Source organism: Microcoleus sp. PH2017_34_RAT_O_A (assembly GCF_020737885.1).
Lineage (GTDB): Bacteria > Cyanobacteriota > Cyanobacteriia > Cyanobacteriales > Microcoleaceae > Microcoleus.
Window position 1 is genome coordinate 49,376 of sequence record NZ_JAEQDD010000007.1, and the last position, 21,172, is coordinate 70,547.

The 21,172-nt window shown below is 41.2% G+C and carries 10 protein-coding genes; 6 read left to right on the top strand and 4 right to left on the bottom strand.

Going from position 1 to position 21,172, the window contains the following annotated elements; translation table 11 throughout:
• The first annotated feature begins 86 nt into the window (after positions 1–86).
• From JGK11_RS04680 to JGK11_RS04690, 3 genes are all read left to right on the top strand, one after another.
• On the top strand, positions 87–2,609 hold the full coding sequence (locus tag JGK11_RS04680) for a sulfotransferase (RefSeq protein WP_293210775.1): 2,523 nt from the start codon (positions 87–89) through the stop codon (positions 2,607–2,609).
• A 35-nt stretch (positions 2,610–2,644) separates the two neighbouring features.
• Positions 2,645–3,406 (top strand): hypothetical protein, encoded by a 762-nt coding sequence (locus tag JGK11_RS04685; protein WP_293210777.1) that lies wholly within the window; start codon positions 2,645–2,647, stop codon positions 3,404–3,406.
• Between the two features lie 99 nt (positions 3,407–3,505).
• A complete protein-coding gene (locus JGK11_RS04690) occupies positions 3,506–4,876 on the top strand; it encodes a class I SAM-dependent methyltransferase (RefSeq protein ID WP_293210778.1) in 1,371 nt (456 codons plus the stop codon).
• 48 nt (positions 4,877–4,924) lie between these two features.
• On the opposite strand, the gene JGK11_RS04695 is transcribed toward JGK11_RS04690, so the two are convergent.
• From JGK11_RS04695 to JGK11_RS04705, 3 genes are all read right to left on the bottom strand, one after another.
• Positions 4,925–5,641 carry a class I SAM-dependent methyltransferase gene (locus tag JGK11_RS04695; RefSeq protein WP_293210780.1) on the bottom strand — a complete coding sequence of 239 codons (717 nt, stop codon included), beginning with the start codon at positions 5,639–5,641 and terminating at the stop codon, positions 4,925–4,927.
• A 112-nt stretch (positions 5,642–5,753) separates the two neighbouring features.
• Positions 5,754–6,623, bottom strand: a complete 870-nt coding sequence (locus JGK11_RS04700) for a glycosyltransferase (protein WP_293210782.1) — start codon at positions 6,621–6,623, stop codon at positions 5,754–5,756.
• A gap of 68 nt (positions 6,624–6,691) precedes the next feature.
• Positions 6,692–10,003: a glycoside hydrolase family 99-like domain-containing protein gene (locus tag JGK11_RS04705; RefSeq protein WP_293210784.1), complete on the bottom strand. Its 3,312-nt coding sequence runs from the start codon at positions 10,001–10,003 to the stop codon at positions 6,692–6,694.
• A 1,104-nt stretch (positions 10,004–11,107) separates the two neighbouring features.
• Between JGK11_RS04705 and JGK11_RS04710 the strand changes: the two genes are divergently transcribed.
• The 3 genes from JGK11_RS04710 (at position 11,108) to JGK11_RS04720 (ending at position 17,699) form a co-directional block, all read left to right on the top strand.
• Complete coding sequence (locus JGK11_RS04710) at positions 11,108–11,332, top strand: DegT/DnrJ/EryC1/StrS family aminotransferase (protein WP_293210786.1); 225 nt, start codon at positions 11,108–11,110, stop codon at positions 11,330–11,332.
• 713 nt (positions 11,333–12,045) lie between these two features.
• Positions 12,046–15,480 carry a glycosyltransferase gene (locus JGK11_RS04715; protein ID WP_293210788.1) on the top strand — a complete coding sequence of 1,145 codons (3,435 nt, stop codon included), beginning with the start codon at positions 12,046–12,048 and terminating at the stop codon, positions 15,478–15,480.
• A 2-nt stretch (positions 15,481–15,482) separates the two neighbouring features.
• On the top strand, positions 15,483–17,699 hold the full coding sequence (locus JGK11_RS04720) for a glycosyltransferase (RefSeq protein WP_293210790.1): 2,217 nt from the start codon (positions 15,483–15,485) through the stop codon (positions 17,697–17,699).
• Between the two features lie 54 nt (positions 17,700–17,753).
• Here the strand turns inward: JGK11_RS04720 and JGK11_RS04725 are convergent, their stop codons facing one another.
• The gene (locus JGK11_RS04725; RefSeq protein ID WP_293210792.1) at positions 17,754–20,996 is read right to left on the bottom strand and encodes a tetratricopeptide repeat protein; all 3,243 of its coding nucleotides are present in this window, start codon (positions 20,994–20,996) and stop codon (positions 17,754–17,756) included.
• Positions 20,997–21,172: the final 176 nt, after the last annotated feature.

Consider the following 21,172-nt stretch of genomic DNA (forward strand, 5'->3'; position numbering starts at 1 on the left):
TATTTAATGAATAGATAGCGCACGGATAAATTATTTTGTTTACAGCGGTTTTGCGACAAATCATAGTTTACTTAGGAGTACAAACCATGAAAAATAATAATATAGATCAATCATCTATCCTGATAATTGTAAGTATGCACCGTTCTGGAAGTTCCTTAACAGCTTCTTTACTGCAAAGTTCAGGCTTGCACATTGGTCGGAATTTAATGAAGGGCGATGAAAAAAATGTCAATGGTTATTATGAAAATATCGATTTTTATGACTTTCATAGAGCTGTTTTGTGTTCCCAAGGAGTCGATGAAAACGGCTGGACATTACAGGAGCAAATCGACGTAGAAGATCGTTTTATAGAAGAAGCGAAACAAATTATTGCTAAAGCTTCAGTTAGTGATATTTGGGGTTGGAAAGAACCGAGAACCACTCTTTTTTTAGACTTTTGGGCTAATTTGCTTCCCCAAGCCAACTTTTTGTTGATTTATCGATCGCCTTGGGAAGTTGTAGAATCCCTCTATCGGCAAAATCATGGCTTGTTTAAAAGTCAACCAGAGTTAGCAGTAAAACTATGGATGCACTACAATAAAAAAATTCTCACATTATACAATCACTCGTCTAACCGCTGCCTTTTGGTCAACACGAAAACCATCATTCAAAACCCCGCTGCATATGTAGATGCAATCAACCAAAAATTCAAGGTTCATTTAGGCGTACCGGATGAAAAAATCTATGACCCATCCTTATTCCGCAGTCAAGGATTAGATAGTTACAGACCGAGTTTAATAGAGTGTCACTTCCCCGAAGCTGTCAACTTGTACCAAGAGCTAGACGCCAGAGCGTGGTTTCCAGAGAATAACCCTGACTTATCCTGGCGGGAACTAATTAAACCATCTCCCTATAGAGTATGGGCTTTTCAAGATTGGGTGAATATCTGTAAGCTGGAAAAAGAAAATAAACAACAGTCCTCTCAATTAGAGCAATATCAAGGAAACGATCGTCAGCCCGGGACAAAATTAGACCAATTACAATCTCAGCTTGATGCCACAGAAGCTCTACTAGAGAAGTCCCAATCTCAGTTGCATCAGGCTGAAACAGTATTGGAGCAATTTCAGTTTCAGTTACATCAGACTCAAGAGGAATTAGAAGAATCACACGCAGAACTCTGTCAGACACAAGCGTTATTAAGCCACTTCCAGTCTCAGTTGCACCAGACAGAGATAGTATTGGAACAGTCCCAACCTCAATTACATCAGTCCCAGTCACAACAGAAAGCCACAGAGGCTTTACTCAGCCAGTCCCAGTCTCAACTTTCCGAAACAGAAATAGTATTGGAGGAGTTCCAGTCCCAATGGCGTCAGGCTCAAGCTGACTTAGGAGAGTCCCAGTCTCAACTTTGCGAAACCGAGCAACAATTACATCAGTCCCAGTCACAACTGCAAGCCACAGAGGCTTTACTCAGCCAGTCCCAGTCTCAACTTTCCGAAACAGAAATAGTATTGGAGCAGTCTCTGTCTCAACTTGATGCCGTTGAGCAAGAATTGGAGTGTTCCCAGTCTCAGATGCACGTGAGCGAACAAGCCTTGGAAAAGTTGCAATCTCAGTGGCATCAGGCTCAGGGAGAGTTACAGCAGTCCCAGTCTCAAATTGACCAGACTCAGGCCCAATTGCAGCAATCTCAGTCTCAGTTGCAGGAAACGGAAGGATTATTGCAGCACTTCCAGTCTCAGTTGCAGGAAACTGAAGGATTATTGCAGCAATCTCAGTCTCAGTTGCAGGAAACGGAAACTTCCATGCAACAGTCGTGTTCTCAGAGGAATCAAATAGAGCGAGAATTGAAACGGACGCAGCATCAATTTATCCAAGCTCAGCTTGAATTGCAAATGTATCAGGGAGAGTTACAGCAGTCCAAGTCTCAAATTGACCAGACTCAGGCTCAATTGCAGGAAACAGAGAGATTATTGCAGGAGTTGCACTCTCAGTTGCACGAAATGGAAACTTCCATGCAACAGTCGTGTTCTCAGAGGAATCAAATAGAGCGAGAATTGCAACTGTATCAGGATAAATTTGTCCAAGGTCAGGAGGAATTGCAATTGTATCAGGGTCAAAGAGATCGCGATCGATCCCAATTAGATCTCGCCGTGGTTGAGTTGCACCAAAGAGAACTACTATTGGAACAATATCAAGATCACGTGCATCAGTTACAGGCAGAGTTGCAGAACAAGATATCTCAACTCGACAGCAAGCAAGCACAGCTAGATGAGTCCCATTCTCAACTTCTGACGGTGCAGGCTCAGCTAGAAAGGTTGCAGTTCCAGCAAGCTATACCCACCCAGCTAAATGGAAACAGCAACAGCGAGTACGACATTTTAGTGTGGGATGCGTGGCGTGCTTACTGCAATGGCAATCTACCTAAGATGTGCCAATACCTCCAGCAATCTTTGAAGTGTTCGTCATTTTTACCGACGATGACAGTTATTGATTGGTTGGAGCGTTTTTCTAAACTATCAGCACAAAAAGGTCATCATTTTGATACTATGACCTTGACTAGCTCAGCAGAATGGCAGAAATTATTACGCCAGATAACTACTATTAAGGCTGTAGCTACTAAAGACTAAAAGACCCATAGTACATAGTTGTAGGAGGTTTAAGAGTGAGTAATTTATCTCTACCATCTAGTGTAGAATTAATATCTGTTCATATCCCAAAAACAGCAGGATCAACATTTGGAGGAGGCATATTACCCTATATTTATGGAGAAGAAAATATACTCTATGACTATGATGGTTTATCTGTAGAAACTCTTATAAAACAAGGGAAGTTGACAAATAAGATCAAAGCAATTCACGGTCACTTTCCAGCAGTCAAATATAAATATCTTTTTGATAAAGTGAAGCTAGTTGTTTGGTTGAGAAACCCAATTTTAATGTTGATATCTTGGTATTATTTTTGGAATTATAAGAGAGATGTATTCTACGACAAATCTCACAAATATGTGGTAGAAAATAGCATAAGTTTTAGAGATTATATTGAGATGGAATACAAGGAAAATAATATCAAGGCATATTTTTTAGAAGGTCTCGAATTAAAAAACTTTAATTTTGTAGGTTTACAAGAATTTTTCAGCGAAGATTTGTTAGAACTCACTAATCTTTTGGGCTGGAGAATGGTTGACATACCAATCTACAATATAAATAAATATCCAGACTATCAAAAACAAGTCATAAAAACATTGGGAGATATAAGTATAAGCAAAAGAATATTAGACATTAAAAAGGACGATATGGATATGTACAAACTAGCATTAAAGATGAGATATGAACGCCAAGGGCTATCAAACCACCTCCAGATGTATGAACAGATTCTGAAAAATTCTAGAGCGATTCTGGAAGGATACCAAGTAAGGAATTTGTAGATCGCAGCGGTTGATGTGTTGTTTTTGACTTTGACTTTGACTGAAATACATTTTTGTTGTAAGTTGTAATATTAATAACTAAGAGAGGGAGTCACAGCCATGAGCCAAACGTTAGTTAAAATCCTAGAGACAGTCAGATTAGAAGGAGAGGATTCGGAAGCATTATGGGCGTTTAATATAGATAACCCAAACGAATCATACACGACAGAGAAGTATGAAGTTATTTGCTCAGGCTGGGTATTGGGGAAAAAGTCTGAGGTAGTAGCAGTAGAAATTATTAGCGACAGCCTGAAAGTTGCAAAAACTCTGGTCAATCAGCCACGCCCTGATGTAGGAGAGGTATACCCGAAAGTCTCTAAGGCGGGAATTTGTGGATTTTATGTTGCAGTAGAATTGGGTGAGATGCTGCCAGAAGGTGAGTTGCGCCTAGATGCCATTTTCTCAGATAAAAGTCGCTTGGCGATCGCTGCCATAAAATTTCAGAAAAAACTTCCCTTCCTAGAGCAGGTAGAGGTAGATTTGCAGCGCTCCCGGCTGAAGTTACAGCAGGCTCAGCAAGAACTAGAAAGGGCTCGCCACAAGTTTGTCAAAACTGAAGCAAGTGCTCCATCTAAAAGTGCTGACATTTCTCTGTTCCAATATGCTCATAAGTTGAGCGATCGAGAATGGTTTGAAGTCCTGGTTAAAAGCATTGACAATCCGGTGATTAACGGTATAGAAATGCCGACTTTTCCACCGGATGAAATGCAAAAGAATTATGTGGGTTCGTCAGGGGAGAGCGCTCTTAAAGAAGCTTTTAAGTTTTATTCTGAAGTTAAGCACTACGCTGTCAACTTGGGGCGATCGCTAACGCCAGAGAGCCGTATTCTCGATTTTGGTTGCGGTTGGGGGCGCTACATTCGATTCTTCCTAAAGGATGTTGTACCTGAAAACCTCTATGGCATAGATGTCGATCCAGAAATGGTTGACATCTGCCAGAAAACAGTGCGGTACGGAAAGTATAGCACTGTCAAGCCCCAACCTCCTGCGGGATTTGCTGACAACACTTTTGACGTTATTTATGCTTACTCAGTCTTCTCTCATTTATCAGAAACAGTGCATATCAAATGGGTGGAAGAGTTCTCAAAAATACTCAAGCCAGGAGGCATCCTTGTCGCTACAACTCAGTCCCGCAACTTCATCGAATTTTGCCGTTCGTTGAGGGGTCAAACTCATAGCTTTGGCTGGTATAATGCACTGGCAAATTCATTTATAGATACAGAAGCAACTTTAACTGATTATGACGAGGGCAAGTTTCTCTATAGCCCCACAGGTGGAGGAAGTACAAGAGATGCCTCTTTTTATGGAGAGGCAATAATTTCTCCAGCTTATGTCAATCGGGAGTGGACTAAATATTTGAATTTCCACGATTTTGTAGATGATCCGCAGCGGTGCAACCAAGCAATAATTTTCATGCAGAAAGGTCTGTAAATAACAGGGGCTTTTTTAGGAAAAGAAGCCCCCTATTATTAGAGCAGTTTATATTTTCCGACTAATCAAAACTTCGATAAGTTCTGCTCGGATTCCCAGGAATGAATTGTCAATATAAACAATTGTAGTATAGAGTCCGCTATATTTCAGGATAAAATCACAGATATCATACCCCCAATACATTGTCACCAGTGACCCTTGGCTATCTACAGGGTTGCCGTGATAGTCATGATTTCCTAAAATGATGACTTTTCCGTCTCGATCTTTTTTAGCGTTAATTATAGAAGCTTGCTCCTTGTTAACTAGAGGGACTGTGAATATATGCGCCCCTCCTTTTTTTAAGGTTCTGGCTATTTCTGAAAACGCCAGACCTGGATTGAAAATGTGTTCCATGACATCTTGTGTAACAACTAAATCAAAACTCTCATCATGAAAAGTCTGATTTTCTAAATCTTCATTTCTCCATCCTAGGGAGTGGATCTGACCGAAAGGAAAGTTTGAGAAATACTGTGTACCGATGTAATTTTTGCAGTTGTTTTTTAGTTTTAAACTGGCTCCTCTACTAGCAGGTGAAGACTCATGTATATTTAATTTTTTCCAATGAGGATAATATTTTTCAATGCAATACATTAAAGCTCTCTCTCTTGGAATAGAACCGCAATTATTACAAAGATAGTGGTCTCTCAGCCAATCATTCTCAGAAAAGAATGTAACATGGCTATCGCATACAACGCAGTGTCCTTGATTGCTAATAACATAGGGCATTTTTAAGAGTCCAGCTAGCGGGGATAAATTTTACTTGTACTTGACTAACACTCGATCGCACGTTGCTTTGTATTATCAATTCGCTCTCAAGATTTTAAGGCTGTGAATTGCCTTATATAAAAGCCTTTAAATGAGGCTGCAAGTCCATGAACAACTCAAAAAAACCAGACCAATTCAATGGAGAAGGAGCAATGGGATTTGGTGTCCAGTCATGTTTTACTTTTGAAAAAAAATTGTTTAGCAAGTTAGCTAATTCCTCCTGACTGATCGTCGGCCCAAAAGACTCGAAAGTATTTTTGCCATGAAAGCGATAGTAATAGAGGTCTTGTTCTAAATAAAATGGTTCAGTATGCACTAGAGATCGCAATATAAAATCCCAATCATGGCAATAGGGATGAGTGCCAAACTCACCTACACGGCTAAACAGCGATCGCGTGAAAGCAAAATTTCCTGTAGAAATAGCTACATTAGCCGACAATAGAGCAAATCCTACCGAAGGGAATTGATTGCTTTTAATATTTCTTTGTAATCGAGAGTAAACTCCTGCCGTTGGGTGAGATTCAGTAACAATATTATCGCTATCATCTACATATTGCACCCTGCTAAATACAAATTCATGACCGCTTTGCTGAATTTTATTTACTATGAGCTTGAGGCGGTGGGTGTGGTACATATCGTCGGAATTCAAGATAGCTATAATATCTCCCTTAGCTTGGCTAATGCCATAATTGATAGCAGCGTGAGCTCCCTGATTTTTCGCAAAGCAGTGAAATTGAGTTGGAAAAGGAAATCTTGACTGCCAATTTTCTCTTTGAATTAACCGCTCTATTTCTATAGCTGACCCGTCTGGAGAGCAGTCATCGACAATGACGACTTCAATATTCTTGTAAGTCTGATCTGCTAACGACTCCAAGGCTCTCTCAATATACTTTTCGTGCTTGTAGCAGGGGATGACAACAGAAACTAACGAACTTTCATCCATCTCATTTACTCCTCAGATTTCTACCTTGACTTTCTACCGAACTAAAAATTGGCTCCTCACCACAGGCTTTAGATGCAAGGATTATCGGTCCGTCTTTGCTTAATGACTTTAGCCATATCTTCTATCAACTGCTCTTTAGCTTCTATCTTCTTTTCCAGCTCATCCAGCAAGCCTCCTTCGGAGACGTTCATATTTTCATCATAAACAATTCTTAGGAGATTAATTATTGTTTGCACGACATCAACCAAGGAATTGGCACCAACCTTTAGCTCCAGCAACATCCCCTGTTTTTGCAAAATATTCAAAGCCGATTCTAATCGCAATTCAGCTAGCGGAAGATAAGTCTCATCTTTCAAAAGCGTTCGGAGCTTTAAATCAACTTCTGATGACAACTGCACTGCTTGTAAATTCAAAGAAAAGCCCGATAGCTGGGCACCAGGGACAGGATGGACTGTGGCCACATCTGCCCGCTCAATATCAACAGAAGTTTGCGAAAGCAACCTCCCCTGACACATAACCTCCACAGCCACAGCAGGAGATTTTTTCGCTACAACCCAGCCTTTGATCGTAAGATCGTCATCATTGAAGGTATCTCGTGATGGTGATTCTAAATGCCACCACAAATCTGATTCGTTGTGGCAGTCAGAGACTTCAGAAACCACCACTGATTCCTGCAAAGATTGGCACATAGTTTCCAATGAACGATTTTTGCCACTCATTCTCCTCTCTAACTCATCCAATAGTTGATGGATGCAATCAATGCTTTTGCCAGGAAGATGCCGCAGCAACTCAAGAGTTGTTCTCCAGTTGTGTGTATCGTGGAGAGCTTTATAAGTGGCACTAAGATAGCCATGTCCATACTTTTGATCCGGCTCTAAGTGAGCGCCCTCAGCCCATTCATTCCAGGCATTTATAAAAACTAATTTTTCATCTCCTGAGTACCTTTGCTTGACCTTTTCTATAGCGCCCCGCAGCCAAATTTCATAAGCATCTGGGTTTGAATCAAGGAATGCATGAGACGTTTTTTTTCTCCTAGCAGTATTATCCCACGAAGTCATAACTGCTGGAAATAGTTTATAGGGTGGCAAATTATGAGATGTGGCGTTAATAGCGGTATATTTGTAGTCATAAAATCTGCCTGAAAAATCTGGTACTGTTGTTAGCGGTGGTGCGACTTCCCTTGTGGGAATTGCGTGTGGCGGAAACTGCACCCCGGAATCAAAGCCTAGTGTAGCGGGGTCTACAACATGATTACCAAAAGTCCCAGCTAGGCTGAGGTGGACTTCTCCCACGCCTCGTCGCCTAAAAACTTTTCTCCATTCTTCGGTGGTGCGGAGGGGGTTGGGCAGAAGGTCGCTACGGTAAATTACTAATAATGGCGCTCCATTGATGCGAATGTAACGCTCATCTAACAAGATGTGAACGATACTTTCAGCAAAAGCTTGATTGTTTTCTAGGGAATGCTCTTGAGCAATTAAAATTTCATGCTCTGCTCCGTCCCACCGCCGCGTCCAGTTTTCATTTGCCCAACAGATACAGAAGGGAAAATCAGGCTTTTTTGTTCGTAAAACTTCATCTATGGGATGGTGCAGCAGACGCTTGCCTGCGAACCAATAATAATAATAGCAAAAGCCATAAATTCCATACTTTTTAGCTAGCGTTGCCTGGGCTTCTCTAACTTCTGGCAGGCGTAAATCGTAAAACCCCAAGTCCGCAGGAAGGTGCGGTTGATAATGCCCTTCAAATAAAGGTTGAGCTTGGGCAACATTCGTCCACTCTGTAAAGCCTTTACCCCACCATAAATCATTTTCAGGAATGGGATGAAATTGTGGCAAATAATACGCTATCAAACGTACATCTGTTGCCAATGATTTAGGTTCATTAACCAATGTTGAAGATGTAGCATTGTTGTTAATTCGCTCTTTTATTGTAAGAGGACTCAACACATCTAGTGATAGTCGGCCCTTGGTTAGCTCTCTCGTTGCCATCACCTGCCCTAATGCCAGCCAATGATCGTCAGTGTTGTCTATTTTAATATGGAGTGCTAATTTGTAAAATGCGATCGCGCCCTCATAGTGATTTTCTTTGGCTACAGCATCGCCTAACTGTTGGTAAAACACATCCGACTGAGGGTTATGCTCGATTGCCCGACGGTACGTGATAACGGCTTCATCCCACTTTTTGAGTGAGACTAAAGCGGCTCCTAACTTCGGGTAAATTTCAACCGACTGAGAGTTAATTGCCAGGGCGCGATGGTACATGACAACGGCTTCATCCCAATTTTTGATTGAGGTGAGAGCATCCCCTAAATGATGAATTACTACATCCGCATTAGGCGAAATTTCCAAAGCTTTCCCATACGCTGCAATCGCCTCATCGAACCGCCCAAGCTGATATAGAGCAAATCCCAAATGATCCTGAGCCTCCAGCGACTTAGATTCCATCTTAACAGACTTGCGGTAACTGCTCACAGCTTGCTTCCACTTTTGCTGTGCGGCTAGTGCATCCCCTAAATGTTGGTATACTATAGGCGAGTCAGGGAATAGCTCAATCGCTTTCCGGTAACATTCGATCGCCTCATCCCACCGCTGCACGCTTGACCAAGTATGCCCCAAATAGTGGTGAACGATCGCCGAACCCGGTTCCAACTCAGCCGCCTGCGAGTAAGAGGCAATCGCCTCCTCCCACTTACCTTGTGCCGATAAAGCCGTTCCCAATTTATAGTAAGGCAAATAAAAATCAGGCTGCAATTGAATCGTCTTCTGGTAATAACCCACTGCCTCAGCTAATTCATTTTTGCCTTGCAAAGCCTCTGCCAATTTCAGATACAATTCTGCTTCACCCGGATTAAGCTCGATCGCCCTTTGCAAGCACTCAATGCCTTCATCAACCCGTCCCTGCCTTGCCAAAGGCTCCCATAAATTTTGGTAAGGAAAAGCCGATTTCGAGTCAAGAGCGATCGCTTTTCGCAAACAACTTATAGACTCATCAAGTTGACCTTGCAAGCACAAAGCCTTCCCCAAACTATTATAAAAATCGTAAAAATCTGGATATAGTTCCACAGCTATGCGGTACGCTGTAACCGCTCCATCGAGATTGCCCTGCTGTTCCAAAACCTCTCCTAAATTGTGCCAAGACCAAGCATAATTCTGGTTGAGTTCGCAGGCCCTGCGGTAACTTTTCTCAGCAGCCTCCCAGTGCCCCAACTTAGCTAAAACTTCACCTAAATTGTGGTGATACCAGGAAAAATCAGGGTTGAGCTCTGTACAGCGCAGGTAGGCGGCTGCGGCTTCCTGTAATTGATCCGACTGTTTAAATATGTTGCCCTGGTTAAAATAACTAGAAGCAGTTTCTTCGTGAACTTGTAATGAGTTATTCATATGTTTTGTACAGGAGATTTATTTTTTTATCTGGGTCTAGCAATACTTCGGACAGTTTTTTAACGGCCGTGTAAGCCGAGAGCGAGTAAGCCCTGCCATTTTTTACGCATTTTCTGAAACTCAGGGCTGAACTCAAACATTGAAAAAACAGTCCAGCATATAGCCAGCAAGGGTTTCGGAGACTCGACTAGATCTGAAACTGTCCGAAGTATTGTCTAGCAGGGTTGATAAGTGCCTTGTCTCTGATATCTTGCACGCCAGTCAATCAAGGACTCTCGCGCCGATTGGGATATGGTTTATTTAACCTGTCTGCACCCTTTGAAGCTCTTGGTAAACCAGCCCCTAAAGGTTTTTGACATTGGTGGGTGCAAGATGTGAGTTGTATCCATCTTCTATCTAAGTCACAATCATTTATTTATTTCTAACTCCCCACCATCCAGGGCTGCTTCTCTTTGCACCGCTCTTACAAGGCGGGATATTGTTCAGATTCCCCCGACAATCTGGGGGATACGAGGGATCTGGATCTATACTTGGATACAAACCAGAGATAGAGAAACCTTTAGGCTTAACTTGACACCCTAGACTAATTAGATGTTCCTAAGGACTTCCCCGCCAACGATCGCCCTCCAATCTACGGCTGTCTTAACAAGCTCTAGTTAAATGAGGGCTGTAGTCAGGGTCATTGTCAATAAACTTTGGTTACCTGCTTTCCATTAGCTTCTATTCCTTCCTCAGCGGCTTTTTCTTTTCATGTGAATCCTAGTAACCCGGCTTTTAGATTCGTTGTGGTATAAAACTCTAGCCTTTCTCAGGTTTCTTGAGGTACGCTCAAACCCTGTAATATCCAGCTTTACAGGTTAAAATTTGTCCGCGAACCTTTTTGAGAAAAACTATACATGAGGCTGGTAAATTTCTGGCTACCCTTTCTCTAGCATTTTTAAACACAAATCCACATCATTGTACGCAACTGTTACTTCTTCGTCAAACCCTCTTCGTCCAATCCTCCAAGCCATTATCTTACCTAAGTTTTGGTAGCGCCCTGCAAAGCTTACAGGGGCGTCAAAAAATTGTCCGAACTGTAATATAGGCGATCGCGCCTCCCTCATGCAACGCATCAATGATATGCTAGACTGGAAGATCATCACTAACAACGGCTCTTATGTGCAAGAATTAGAACAGCGAATTGGTAGCCTGCTGGGGGTCAAGCACTGCGTCCCCACCTGTAACGAGAGTGTGGCGCTGGAACTTGCTATCAAAGCAGTGGGTCTAAGCAGTGGGTGTAACTGGTCAGGCGATCGTGCATTCCTTCACCTTCATCCCAACTGCTGATGCCTTACAATAACAAGAGATAGCCCCCGTTTTTTTGCGATGTAGACCCTCGAACCAACACCATCAACCCTTGAATCGAGGAAATGATTGCGTCACGCACCAGTGGTAGTATAGGAATTTACCTATGCGGACAGCTTTCTGATGTATAAGTCTTAACCGAGAGTGCGAGGTATTGTTGGAACAATCCCAGTCTCAACTGCATCAAACAGAGGTATTGTGGTAAGAATCCCAGTCTCAAGTGCATCAAACACAGGCAGAATAGGATCGATCGGGCTTCAGTGACGCTATAACGAGCAATATAAATGGACAGGGGTCGATACATTACCAACTCTTAATTGGGGATGCTTGGTACCGTTATCAAAATGGCGAGTTAACTAAAAATGGGCGATCGTTTACATGAATCATTGAAACATACACCTTTTTCCCGCACGGAAACAATTTTGAATTCGTTAGATAGTTTTACTAACTTGTCCTCAAAGACAGGTTCCCGGATCTATACCCAGTCGCTGACAAACTCAGCAGAGCGGAAACAGTTGATGCGGCAGGTAGTTGCAGCCAAGCTCCGGGAGATAGAGGATTATTAGTGGAACCAGCGTAAAGAAAGATCGGATGCCAATCGGGCATCTGTTGTGGAAGTAAGGGCCAAGGTAAACCTTACAACATTTGTTCGCAGAAGACGGCTGATCAAATAGCTAACTGAAAAGAAAATAAAAATGAGCAAAGCAACTGAAATAGTAAAAACCTTGGGCAGCGTTGATTTAGAAGTTATAGAGAATAATGAAGTATTTTGCATATATGGGTGGATGGTTTCACTGAACATCGGTTCTGTCGATGCCTTCCAAGTTTCTATTGCAGGGAAAGATTGGACAGACTTTGAATTGGCGCACAGCATCCCTAGCCCTGATGTTTTGAAGGTCTACCCAGATATAGAGGGCGCACAGAATGCTCGATTTTGCCTTAAGATCCCTTTAGCTCAACAAGTTCGAGACTCCCTGATCGTCCTAACTCCATTGTTCAAAGGGCATAAAGGTAATGTGCTGATGACTGTTGCAGAGCCTTCTCTATCTATTCCCAGCGATGAATACATGAGCATTGTTGGGGGAGGAGCTCCTTGGCAATTTGAATTCGTTGCTTTTCTCCAAAGATTAGGTCTTACCCCCACAGATCGAGTCCTTGATGTTGGATGTGGAGTAGGTCGCCTAGCCTATAATTTGGCCTACTACTTAAAGCCTCCAGGTCGCTATGACGGATTCGATATTATTGGTAAATTAATTGATTGGGCCCAGCAAGCTATTACTCCTCGCTTCCCCCACTTCCAATTCCGACGAGTAGATATTTACAATCAATTCTATAATCCCGAAGGAAAGGTAGAAGCTGTAAACTTTACCTTCCCTTACCCGGATGAAACTTTTGATTTTATTGCTCTTAATTCTGTATTCACGCACATACAGGCAGATGAAACACGCCATTATCTAGAAGAGATCGGGCGAGTATTAAAACCTGGGGGTCGCTGTCTCTGTACCTGGTTCTTGCTTAACGAAAAATCAGAATATTTGATTGAAGAAGGCAAAAGTGTTCATCAAATGATTTATGAATTAGATGAGTGTTTCACTAGCAACCCAGAGGCTCCTGAGGGGGCGATTGGTTTTAAGGAAAAGCTATTATTTGAGTGGATAGGCGAACGCGAGTTAACGGTTGCCGACAAATTTTACGGTGTGTGGTGCGGTCGCACTCCATTGTATGGAGAAACGTCATACTTTCAAGATATGCTGCTTTTACAAAAAAACAAACAGTCAAGCTTAGGAGTCCCAACTCAGGCACAGCCACAGCAATCCCACACTCACCACCAAAACAAAACCCTCAAATCACAGCAACCACTGCCAACATTAGGTAGACTGGATGTAGCGGTTATAGAAAATCAAGTATTGCATTTACAGGGATGGGTCGCCTCATTTGAATCGAAGTCTGTAGATGGGTTCAAGGTTTCCATAGCAGGCAGGGAAGTAAGCGATTTTCAACTGACAGCAGGCATCCCCAGCCCAGACGTTAAGGATATTTACCCAAAATTAGAAAGCGCTGAAAACGCTAGATTCACTATTTTAGTGCCTTGGACTTCCCAACAGCAGACACTTGTCCCGGACTCGCTAGTTATTTTAACTCCTTTGTTTAAAGGTGATCAAGGTACGCCAATCTCAAATAACCTATATTTTATTTCTCACCCACAAACAGAATCAAAAGAGGTAATAAATAACCTCCCAAAAATAGAACAGTCACAGCCTGAATTGAACCAAATTCATCAAGGAAGAGCGAGTTCGCTCTCCCTAGTGCAAAAAATTAAAGCCGACTTGGAGCGATCGCGCTCTTATTTGCAAGAGGTTCAGGCAAACCTAAATAGCTCGCCGCCTCACTTCCCTCAAGTACAGCCCCAGGAACTTCCGATACCTATTGAAAACAAGCGACCTCGTAGAAAAACTCAAAATATTGAATTCTACAAAAGCTTGTTGGGGCTATCTGAAGTTAACTGTGACAAGTTTTGGCAAATTATAGACCCAGCAATTCAAGCACAACCACTTCAACTTCAAACCAAAAATCCTAAAATTAGCATCCTTACGCCCACATGGAATTCCTCTCTCGATTGGTTCGTTGAAACTGCCTTGAGCGTACTCGCTCAATCCATATCAGACTGGGAATGGTGCCTCGTTGATGATGGTTCTCAAACTGAACAAATTCGCACTGTACTTGCAGGTTTAGCTCAGAAAGATCCAAGAATTAAGGTATCCTTTCAAGAGTCGGGCGGCATTAGCTCAGCTACCAATAAAGCTCTGGCGATGGCAAGCGGAGACTATGTGTGCTTTTTAGACCACGACGACACATTAGCCCCGACAGCTTTGCAGGAAAGCTTAGACAAGCTCTCTGAAGGTTTTGATGTTGTTTATTCTGACGAAGATAAGATTGATTTTTCAGGCCTTAACTATGTAGAATCATTCTTTAAACCAGACTGGTCTCTAGAATATTTTCGAGGTGTGATGTATGTGGGACATCTCTTATGTGTCCGCCGAGATTTAGCCTTAACCGTCGGAGGATTGAAAAGTGAGTTTGACGGTGTTCAGGATTACGAACTATTATTGCGAATCTCAGAATTTACCAACAAAATTGCCCACGTTCCCCAGATTCTTTACCACTGGCGGAAGATTAGCGGAAGTGTTGCAGCAGACATTAATGCTAAACCGCGAATTGAGCAACTACAACAAGCTGCGGTTAATGCCCATTTGCAGCGGTTGGGTTTACCTGCAAAAGCCGAGCCTGGGATAGGCGGACACAGAGTGAATATCAACCCATTGCCGAGAAATCAAAATCCTCCGATCAGCATTATTATTCCAGTTAAATATACTGATAACTATCTCGAAAAATGCTTGAAAAGCATATCATCTTTGTCTGATTATCCCAATTATGAACTTATAATTGTTGAGGAGAAAACGACCAACTCTCAAGCCTTGCAGCCAAACAATCAGCTTTCTATCAAACACTTGAAGCTAGAATCTCCATTCAATTACTCTACTGCTAATAACTTAGGTGCAAAATCTGCACGAGGAGAATACCTAGTTTTTATCAATAATTCTACTGAAGTAGTAACAGAAGATTGGCTTCGACATCTTCTTTACTATGCCGAACAGCCAGACGTAGGTGCTGTTGGAGCATTGCTACTTTTCCCAGATCAAACTGTACAACACGCTGGAATAGTTTTGGGAGGAAAAAGTACAGTCAATTATCTAATGAGAGGTTTTTCTGCTAACTCGGATGGATATGCCGGTTCTCTAGTATGTGCTAGAGAGGTATCTGCGGTAGCCGATTCGTGTATGATGGTTAAAAAAAGTGATTTTGACAGACTTGGAGGTTTCAACGAGCATTTTTTCACTAGCTATCAAGATATCAATTTGTGTCTGCGACTGAGAAACGAGGGTAAGCGGATTATCTTTACCCCGCGTGCAGTTTTAATTACTCGCGAGTTTCGAAGGCAGCAAGGGTATAATGAGTCAATAGATCGAATGCTGCTGCTTGAGCAGTCGCAAATCGAAATAGAGCAAGGAGATCCCTATTTTAATGCTAACTTTGATCTTGAACTTAACGACTACACTATTCTGGGATAGCGATGAAAAATATTTTATTTGTCCTCTACAATGACTTCCATTCTCAAAGTGCTATTCACGTCCATCACTTTGCTAACAACCTCATTACTCAGGGGTTGGATTGTGTAGTTTGTGTCCCTCGGGATAGAGTTACTGTATCTTTGATGGGAAAAACTTTATATAAAGTCACAGAATTTTGTGAAATTTCCCACTTGAATGATTTTTTTGTCAATGGGTGTGGGCCTGATATTGTCCATGCTTGGACACCACGAGAAGTAAATAGAATTTACTGCGACCAACTGAGGAAAATTTATGATTTCAAATTGATAATTCACTTAGAAGATAATGAAGAGTATATCCTCGAAAAAGATTTGAAAAAGCCTTTTAAAAGGCTACTCGATTCTGTTGATTATCTTGATATTCCAGAACGCCTTTCGCATCCGACGAGATATCGCGAGTTAATCGATGGTTCGGACGGTGTAACTGTTATTATAGAAAAATTAAAAGAATTTGTGCCAGACCACATCCCTAGTATTACTCTTTGGCCTGGTGTAGATACTAAACATTTTTTTATTAGAAGACGAAATTCTCAACTAGCTGAAAGATTGGGTGTGCCTAAAGATAGTGTGGTTTTTTGCTATACAGGCAACGTTCATGCAGGCAATATCAATGAAGTGAGGAGTATCTATTTAGCCGTTGCCTTGATGAATCGCGAGGGAATATCCTCTGTATTAATTCGGACTGGGATGAACACTTGTGAATTTTTAGGTGCAGACGATCAATGGTTAAAAAACCATTCTATTGAACTTGGGTATATAGATTACAACACAATGCCGGATATTCTGGCTTTAGCTGATGTATTAGTTCAGCCTGGTAGACCTGATAAATTTAACGATTATCGCTTCCCGTCTAAGCTACCTGAATTTCTCGCTATGGGCAAGCCAGTAATTATGCCATCGACAAATATTGCTTGTGTGATGGAGCATCAGAAAGATGCTTGGGTATTGCCTGTTGCTGATGCGATACATATTGTTGATGCTGTGAAAGTGCTATTGAATGATACTGAGTTGTACGGTAAGTTAAGTCAGGGGGCTGTTAATTTTGCTAGAACTCATCTAAATTGGCAACAAAATACCAAAGTTCTTAAATCATTTTATGAAGATATTTGGAGCAAGAAAGCTATTGAATCGAAAAACAATATAGAATCCGAGTCTTTACCCCCTCAAAAGTCTGTTTTATTTCAGGTTGAAGTCCCTAATATTCAACTAATTAATCAGCCTCATATTCAGGAAGAATTAGAACAAACTAAGATTCAATTGCAACAGGTTCAAAGAGAGTTAGAAGAAATTAAGGCTCAACTCGATCAAACTCAGGCAGAATTAAAGCAGACTCAAACTGAACTGGACATCTCTGCTACGGAACAACAACAATCCTTAACTCAACCCGTACGTTTTTTGGATGAATTATCGAAGCAGTTACTTATCAATAGGTATGTTAAACCGAGGACGTCTGAGACCATGGGTTATGCTACGGTAAGAGACTTTTGTGATAGTGCAGATTATCTCGCTCAAATGTGTAAATTTGATGGGGACTTAAAAAATGTGCAAAGGCCTTGGATAATTAAGACTATTATAAGTCAAGTTCCTCTGGGAGGAAAACTCTTGGAGATAGGAGGTGGAATCCCTTCTGTCGCTGGGTTCTTAACTGAGTTGGGGTATGAGGTAACAATAGTTGACCCTTACCAGGGGGACGGCAATGGGCCTATGGAATACGAGAAATATATCCAGCAATATCCCCATGTGAATATCATTAAAGCTTTTTTTGAACCTAATTTGCAAGGCGTAAATCCAGCTTCTTTTGACTGTATTTTTTCAGTTTCGGTGTTGGAACATATTTTTGAAGAGGCACTTGAGAATGTTTTTAAGGGGATAAGTAAGTTTTTGCGTCCTAGAGGTAAATCAATTCATTGTGTAGATCACGTGCTTCAAGGTGCTGGCGCTCAGGAGCATGACGAGAACTTAAAGGTAATTCTTTTTAATCAGTTAAAATTACAAAAATTGGCTTATGGGATTAGTGATTTTGAGGGTGACTATTATAAGATGATGAACGATCTCAATGATGATTTGGAAACCTATTACCTTTCTGCTGAGGGTCATAATATGTGGCGTGGAGGGATACCTTATGATGTTTTTCCTTTTAGGAAAGTAGTTTCTATAGAGACTTGTGTATTTATGAGCTAATTGTTGCGAGTGAATGTCTGAGGAGGTTAAAGATGAGTAGCTTCTTAAGATTATTTACTTGTTTAACTGTTCAATAATATTTACTGTTTCAGTATAAATCCCTTTCCAATGAATATGGTAGTTCCGAGTATTAGGATTACTATATTCTGAATCAATAGAATCAACAATAGTATCCCGCGAGACAGGAACTATTGATAGACTATTTTCTCTCGGATTAAGGCAGAAAGGTTCTAATCGAGACCCGTCCTTGTGTGTGTGTAGGACACCAGTTTTGTTGGCAATTTGACAGGGAAATATTAAGCCTGCACCGTAGGGAGCTATAAACATATCCATAGCATGAGACCAGACGATTGTTTCATAAACAGCACAGTTGAGAGCGTTATATGTTTTGATAGTAGGAGGAATTAGAGCTTGTATTTTTTCCAAATTAGCTTTTTCGCTAGGTACTCCATCAAAAATTATACCCAAATCAGGATAATCCTGAGATAGAGCTTTAATGATATTGGCAATTCCTTCAACCTGAGACAGCCACCCTCTGGTATGGCTGCGAAGTGTAATCCAAATAAGCGGAAAATGCTTCTTAGATTCTCCTACTTTTTGTAAAAAACTCGGTTCGCATTTTGTGAAAGAACGATGATATAGCCGATTGGCAGATTTTTCTGTGACCAACAAAGAACTCACATTTATTAAAAATAGATTATTCGACAAACACATACTAAATACCATAGATGGTGTTTGATAATCGTTGGTAAAAAATGTTTCTGGTTTCGGGTTATTCTGTGCATCAATTTCTGGAAAAATATCACGAATATCTAAATAATTCCATGCCCCAAACATCAAGGCATCAATGTTACTTAATTTTTGGCTATCGTGTAATTCTTGAAATGCTGAAACTTGATTCCAAAAATAGTGTCCTATATTGCCAACGTTACCTACATTAGTAGCTAATTTCTTTGGCGCTTCATTGACTATGTAATCTTTCATTTCTAGCAAAGAAGTACAAGTATAAAACTTTAAAGCATTTACAATATTTTCTATTTCTTCCTTTTGCCATGCAATCATCGTACTATTGCTATCGTCGCAAAAACTAATGATAGTCTCTCGTCCAGGAATATAAATTCCAATTTTAAATGAATGCCAACAGCCCACTATTAAATAAAAGACTTCACTACCTACAAACCTATAACAGATTTCGTAGTAAGGATAAATATATAAGGATTGATTTGATTTCAGACTGTGCCCCGTGAAAGGGCAAACAGAATCGATATAGCCAGTGTCAAAAATTCTTTGTTGGAAAGCTGGCATGGTAAATTCTGCGGGAGGCATATCAGGAGAATAGTTGAAAATCTTAGGATAGACCTCTTTCCAAGCCATGTTATCTTGTTCGATTAATTCCAAATTCCCCAGAGAAAAACCAGCATCATCCAAAAAAATCCTGTCTTCTTCACTCAATGAATATAGCTTGATAAATTTGTATCTACTGGTTTTCTTGAAGTGTTCTTCTGCTCCAAGAGAGTTAATCTCACAACCTTTTTGATAAGATAACATCGCTTCAGCCCATTGCTCCTGTTGTGATAATAGCCATGCTAAACTCCAGTATGCTGCTACATAATCTGGTTTTATTTGTAATGCTTCCTGGTAAGCAATCCTAGCTTCATTGACTCTGCCGGAGAGTGTGAGAAGCATTCCTATATAAAAGTAAGGTTCTGGATTTTCACACTGAAGCCGAACTGCCTGCTGATACGCAGCATAAACAAGCTCAAGATCACTTTTGTTTGCGATAGATTCCTTCAATATTTGATGGAACCAAAATAAATCTGGTTTGAGTTGAATGGCTCGTTGGTAAAAGGCTACAGATTCATCATGCTGCTGAACTAACGCTAAAACAGTGCCTAAATAGTAGTGAACTTCAGCCGAAGTGGGATTGAGCTCAACGGCTAGGCGAAAATCAACTAATGCTTCCTCCCATCTCGGTAGCGATTTTAGAACTACAGCTAAATGGCTGTGAACTGATTCTGCTTCTGGGTTAATAGCCAAAGCTCGACAGAGATTAGCTAGAGCTTCATCCCACTTTTGCAGGACAATCAATGCAAGACCTAGTTGATGGTATGACCAAAATAAATCTCTGTCAATTTCAATCGCGTGACGGAAGGCTACCACAGCATCATCCCACCTTTGCAAAGCACTCAAGGCTGTTCCTAAATGATGGTGAACCTTACTTGATTCAGGTGAAAATTCTAGAGATTTGAGATAACAAGCCATCGCTTCCTCAAATTTTCCTTGTCTTTGAAGAGCTTCGCCTAAGTTAAAGTGTAGCGAGTGTAGTTGTTCCGACGATCCAAGATAGTTTGAGGTAATTGTCAGAGCTCGGCGATAACAGGCGATCGCTTCATCAATTTTCCCTACAACATGAAAAGCCTCTCCTAATTTTTGATGAGCTTCAAAGTAGCTTGGCTCTAGCTCAATTGCCTCTGAGTAGGCGGCGACAGCTTCTTCCCACCGCCATTGTTGTGCCTGTGCTTCCCCTAAACTGTAGTAAGCCTCTGGGAAACTAGGGTTTAGTTCGATCGCCTTTCGGTAGCAAGCAATAGCTTCATCCCACTGTTTGAGAACAGTTAGAACTCCTCCTAATTTTTGATAAGGGGCATAAAAACTGGAGTTTAGATCGATCGCTCGACGATAACATATAATGGCTCTATCCTGATTGCCCTGTTCTAACAAGCTGTTCCCCAAGCTAAGAAATTCCTCAGCCGTTGCCTTACCCGGTTCCAGTATGAGTCCCAAATAACTACACTCCGCTGCTTCCTCTAGCTTATCAATTTGTGAAAAAATCCTAGCCAAGTTCCGGTAAACTCCCGCAAAATCAGGTTGAATTTCGATCGCCTTTTGATAATAAGAAATCGCCTCCTCCCAACTTTGCTTTTGAGCATAAATACTGCCCAGATTAGCCAATGCCGCAGCATAATCCGGCTGAATTTCTATGGCTTTAACGTAAGAATCCCTGGCTTCTTCCACCTTCCCCGCCACTAAAAAGACATTGCCCAGAGTTTTGTAACCTACAGCATAATTAGGTTTAATAGTCAATGCTTTCTGACAATAAGTAATCGCTTCCTCTACTTTCCCCTGGAGACAATATACTTCTGCCTGTTGGTTGTAGATTTCCACAGTCTCCATGTTCAACTCTTCTAAGGCTTTTTCGTAGCACTCCAGCGCTTGGTCATAAAAACTAGCCTCTTTTAATTGGTTGCCTTCGTTCAAATAGGCGATCGCACTTTCCCAGTTCATATCATTTACCATATAGCAGATATTTAATAATTGCGGCAACTATCCACCTCAGATCGAGTTAAAACACAAAACCTTTTTTTGTCAAGCTAACTATAAACTGAGCAGGCATTAGCCAAATAAACCAACCTTAAGTATTTTAACACATTGACCAAATTTCAATTGTTTATGCCCATTCTTAGGTATATTTC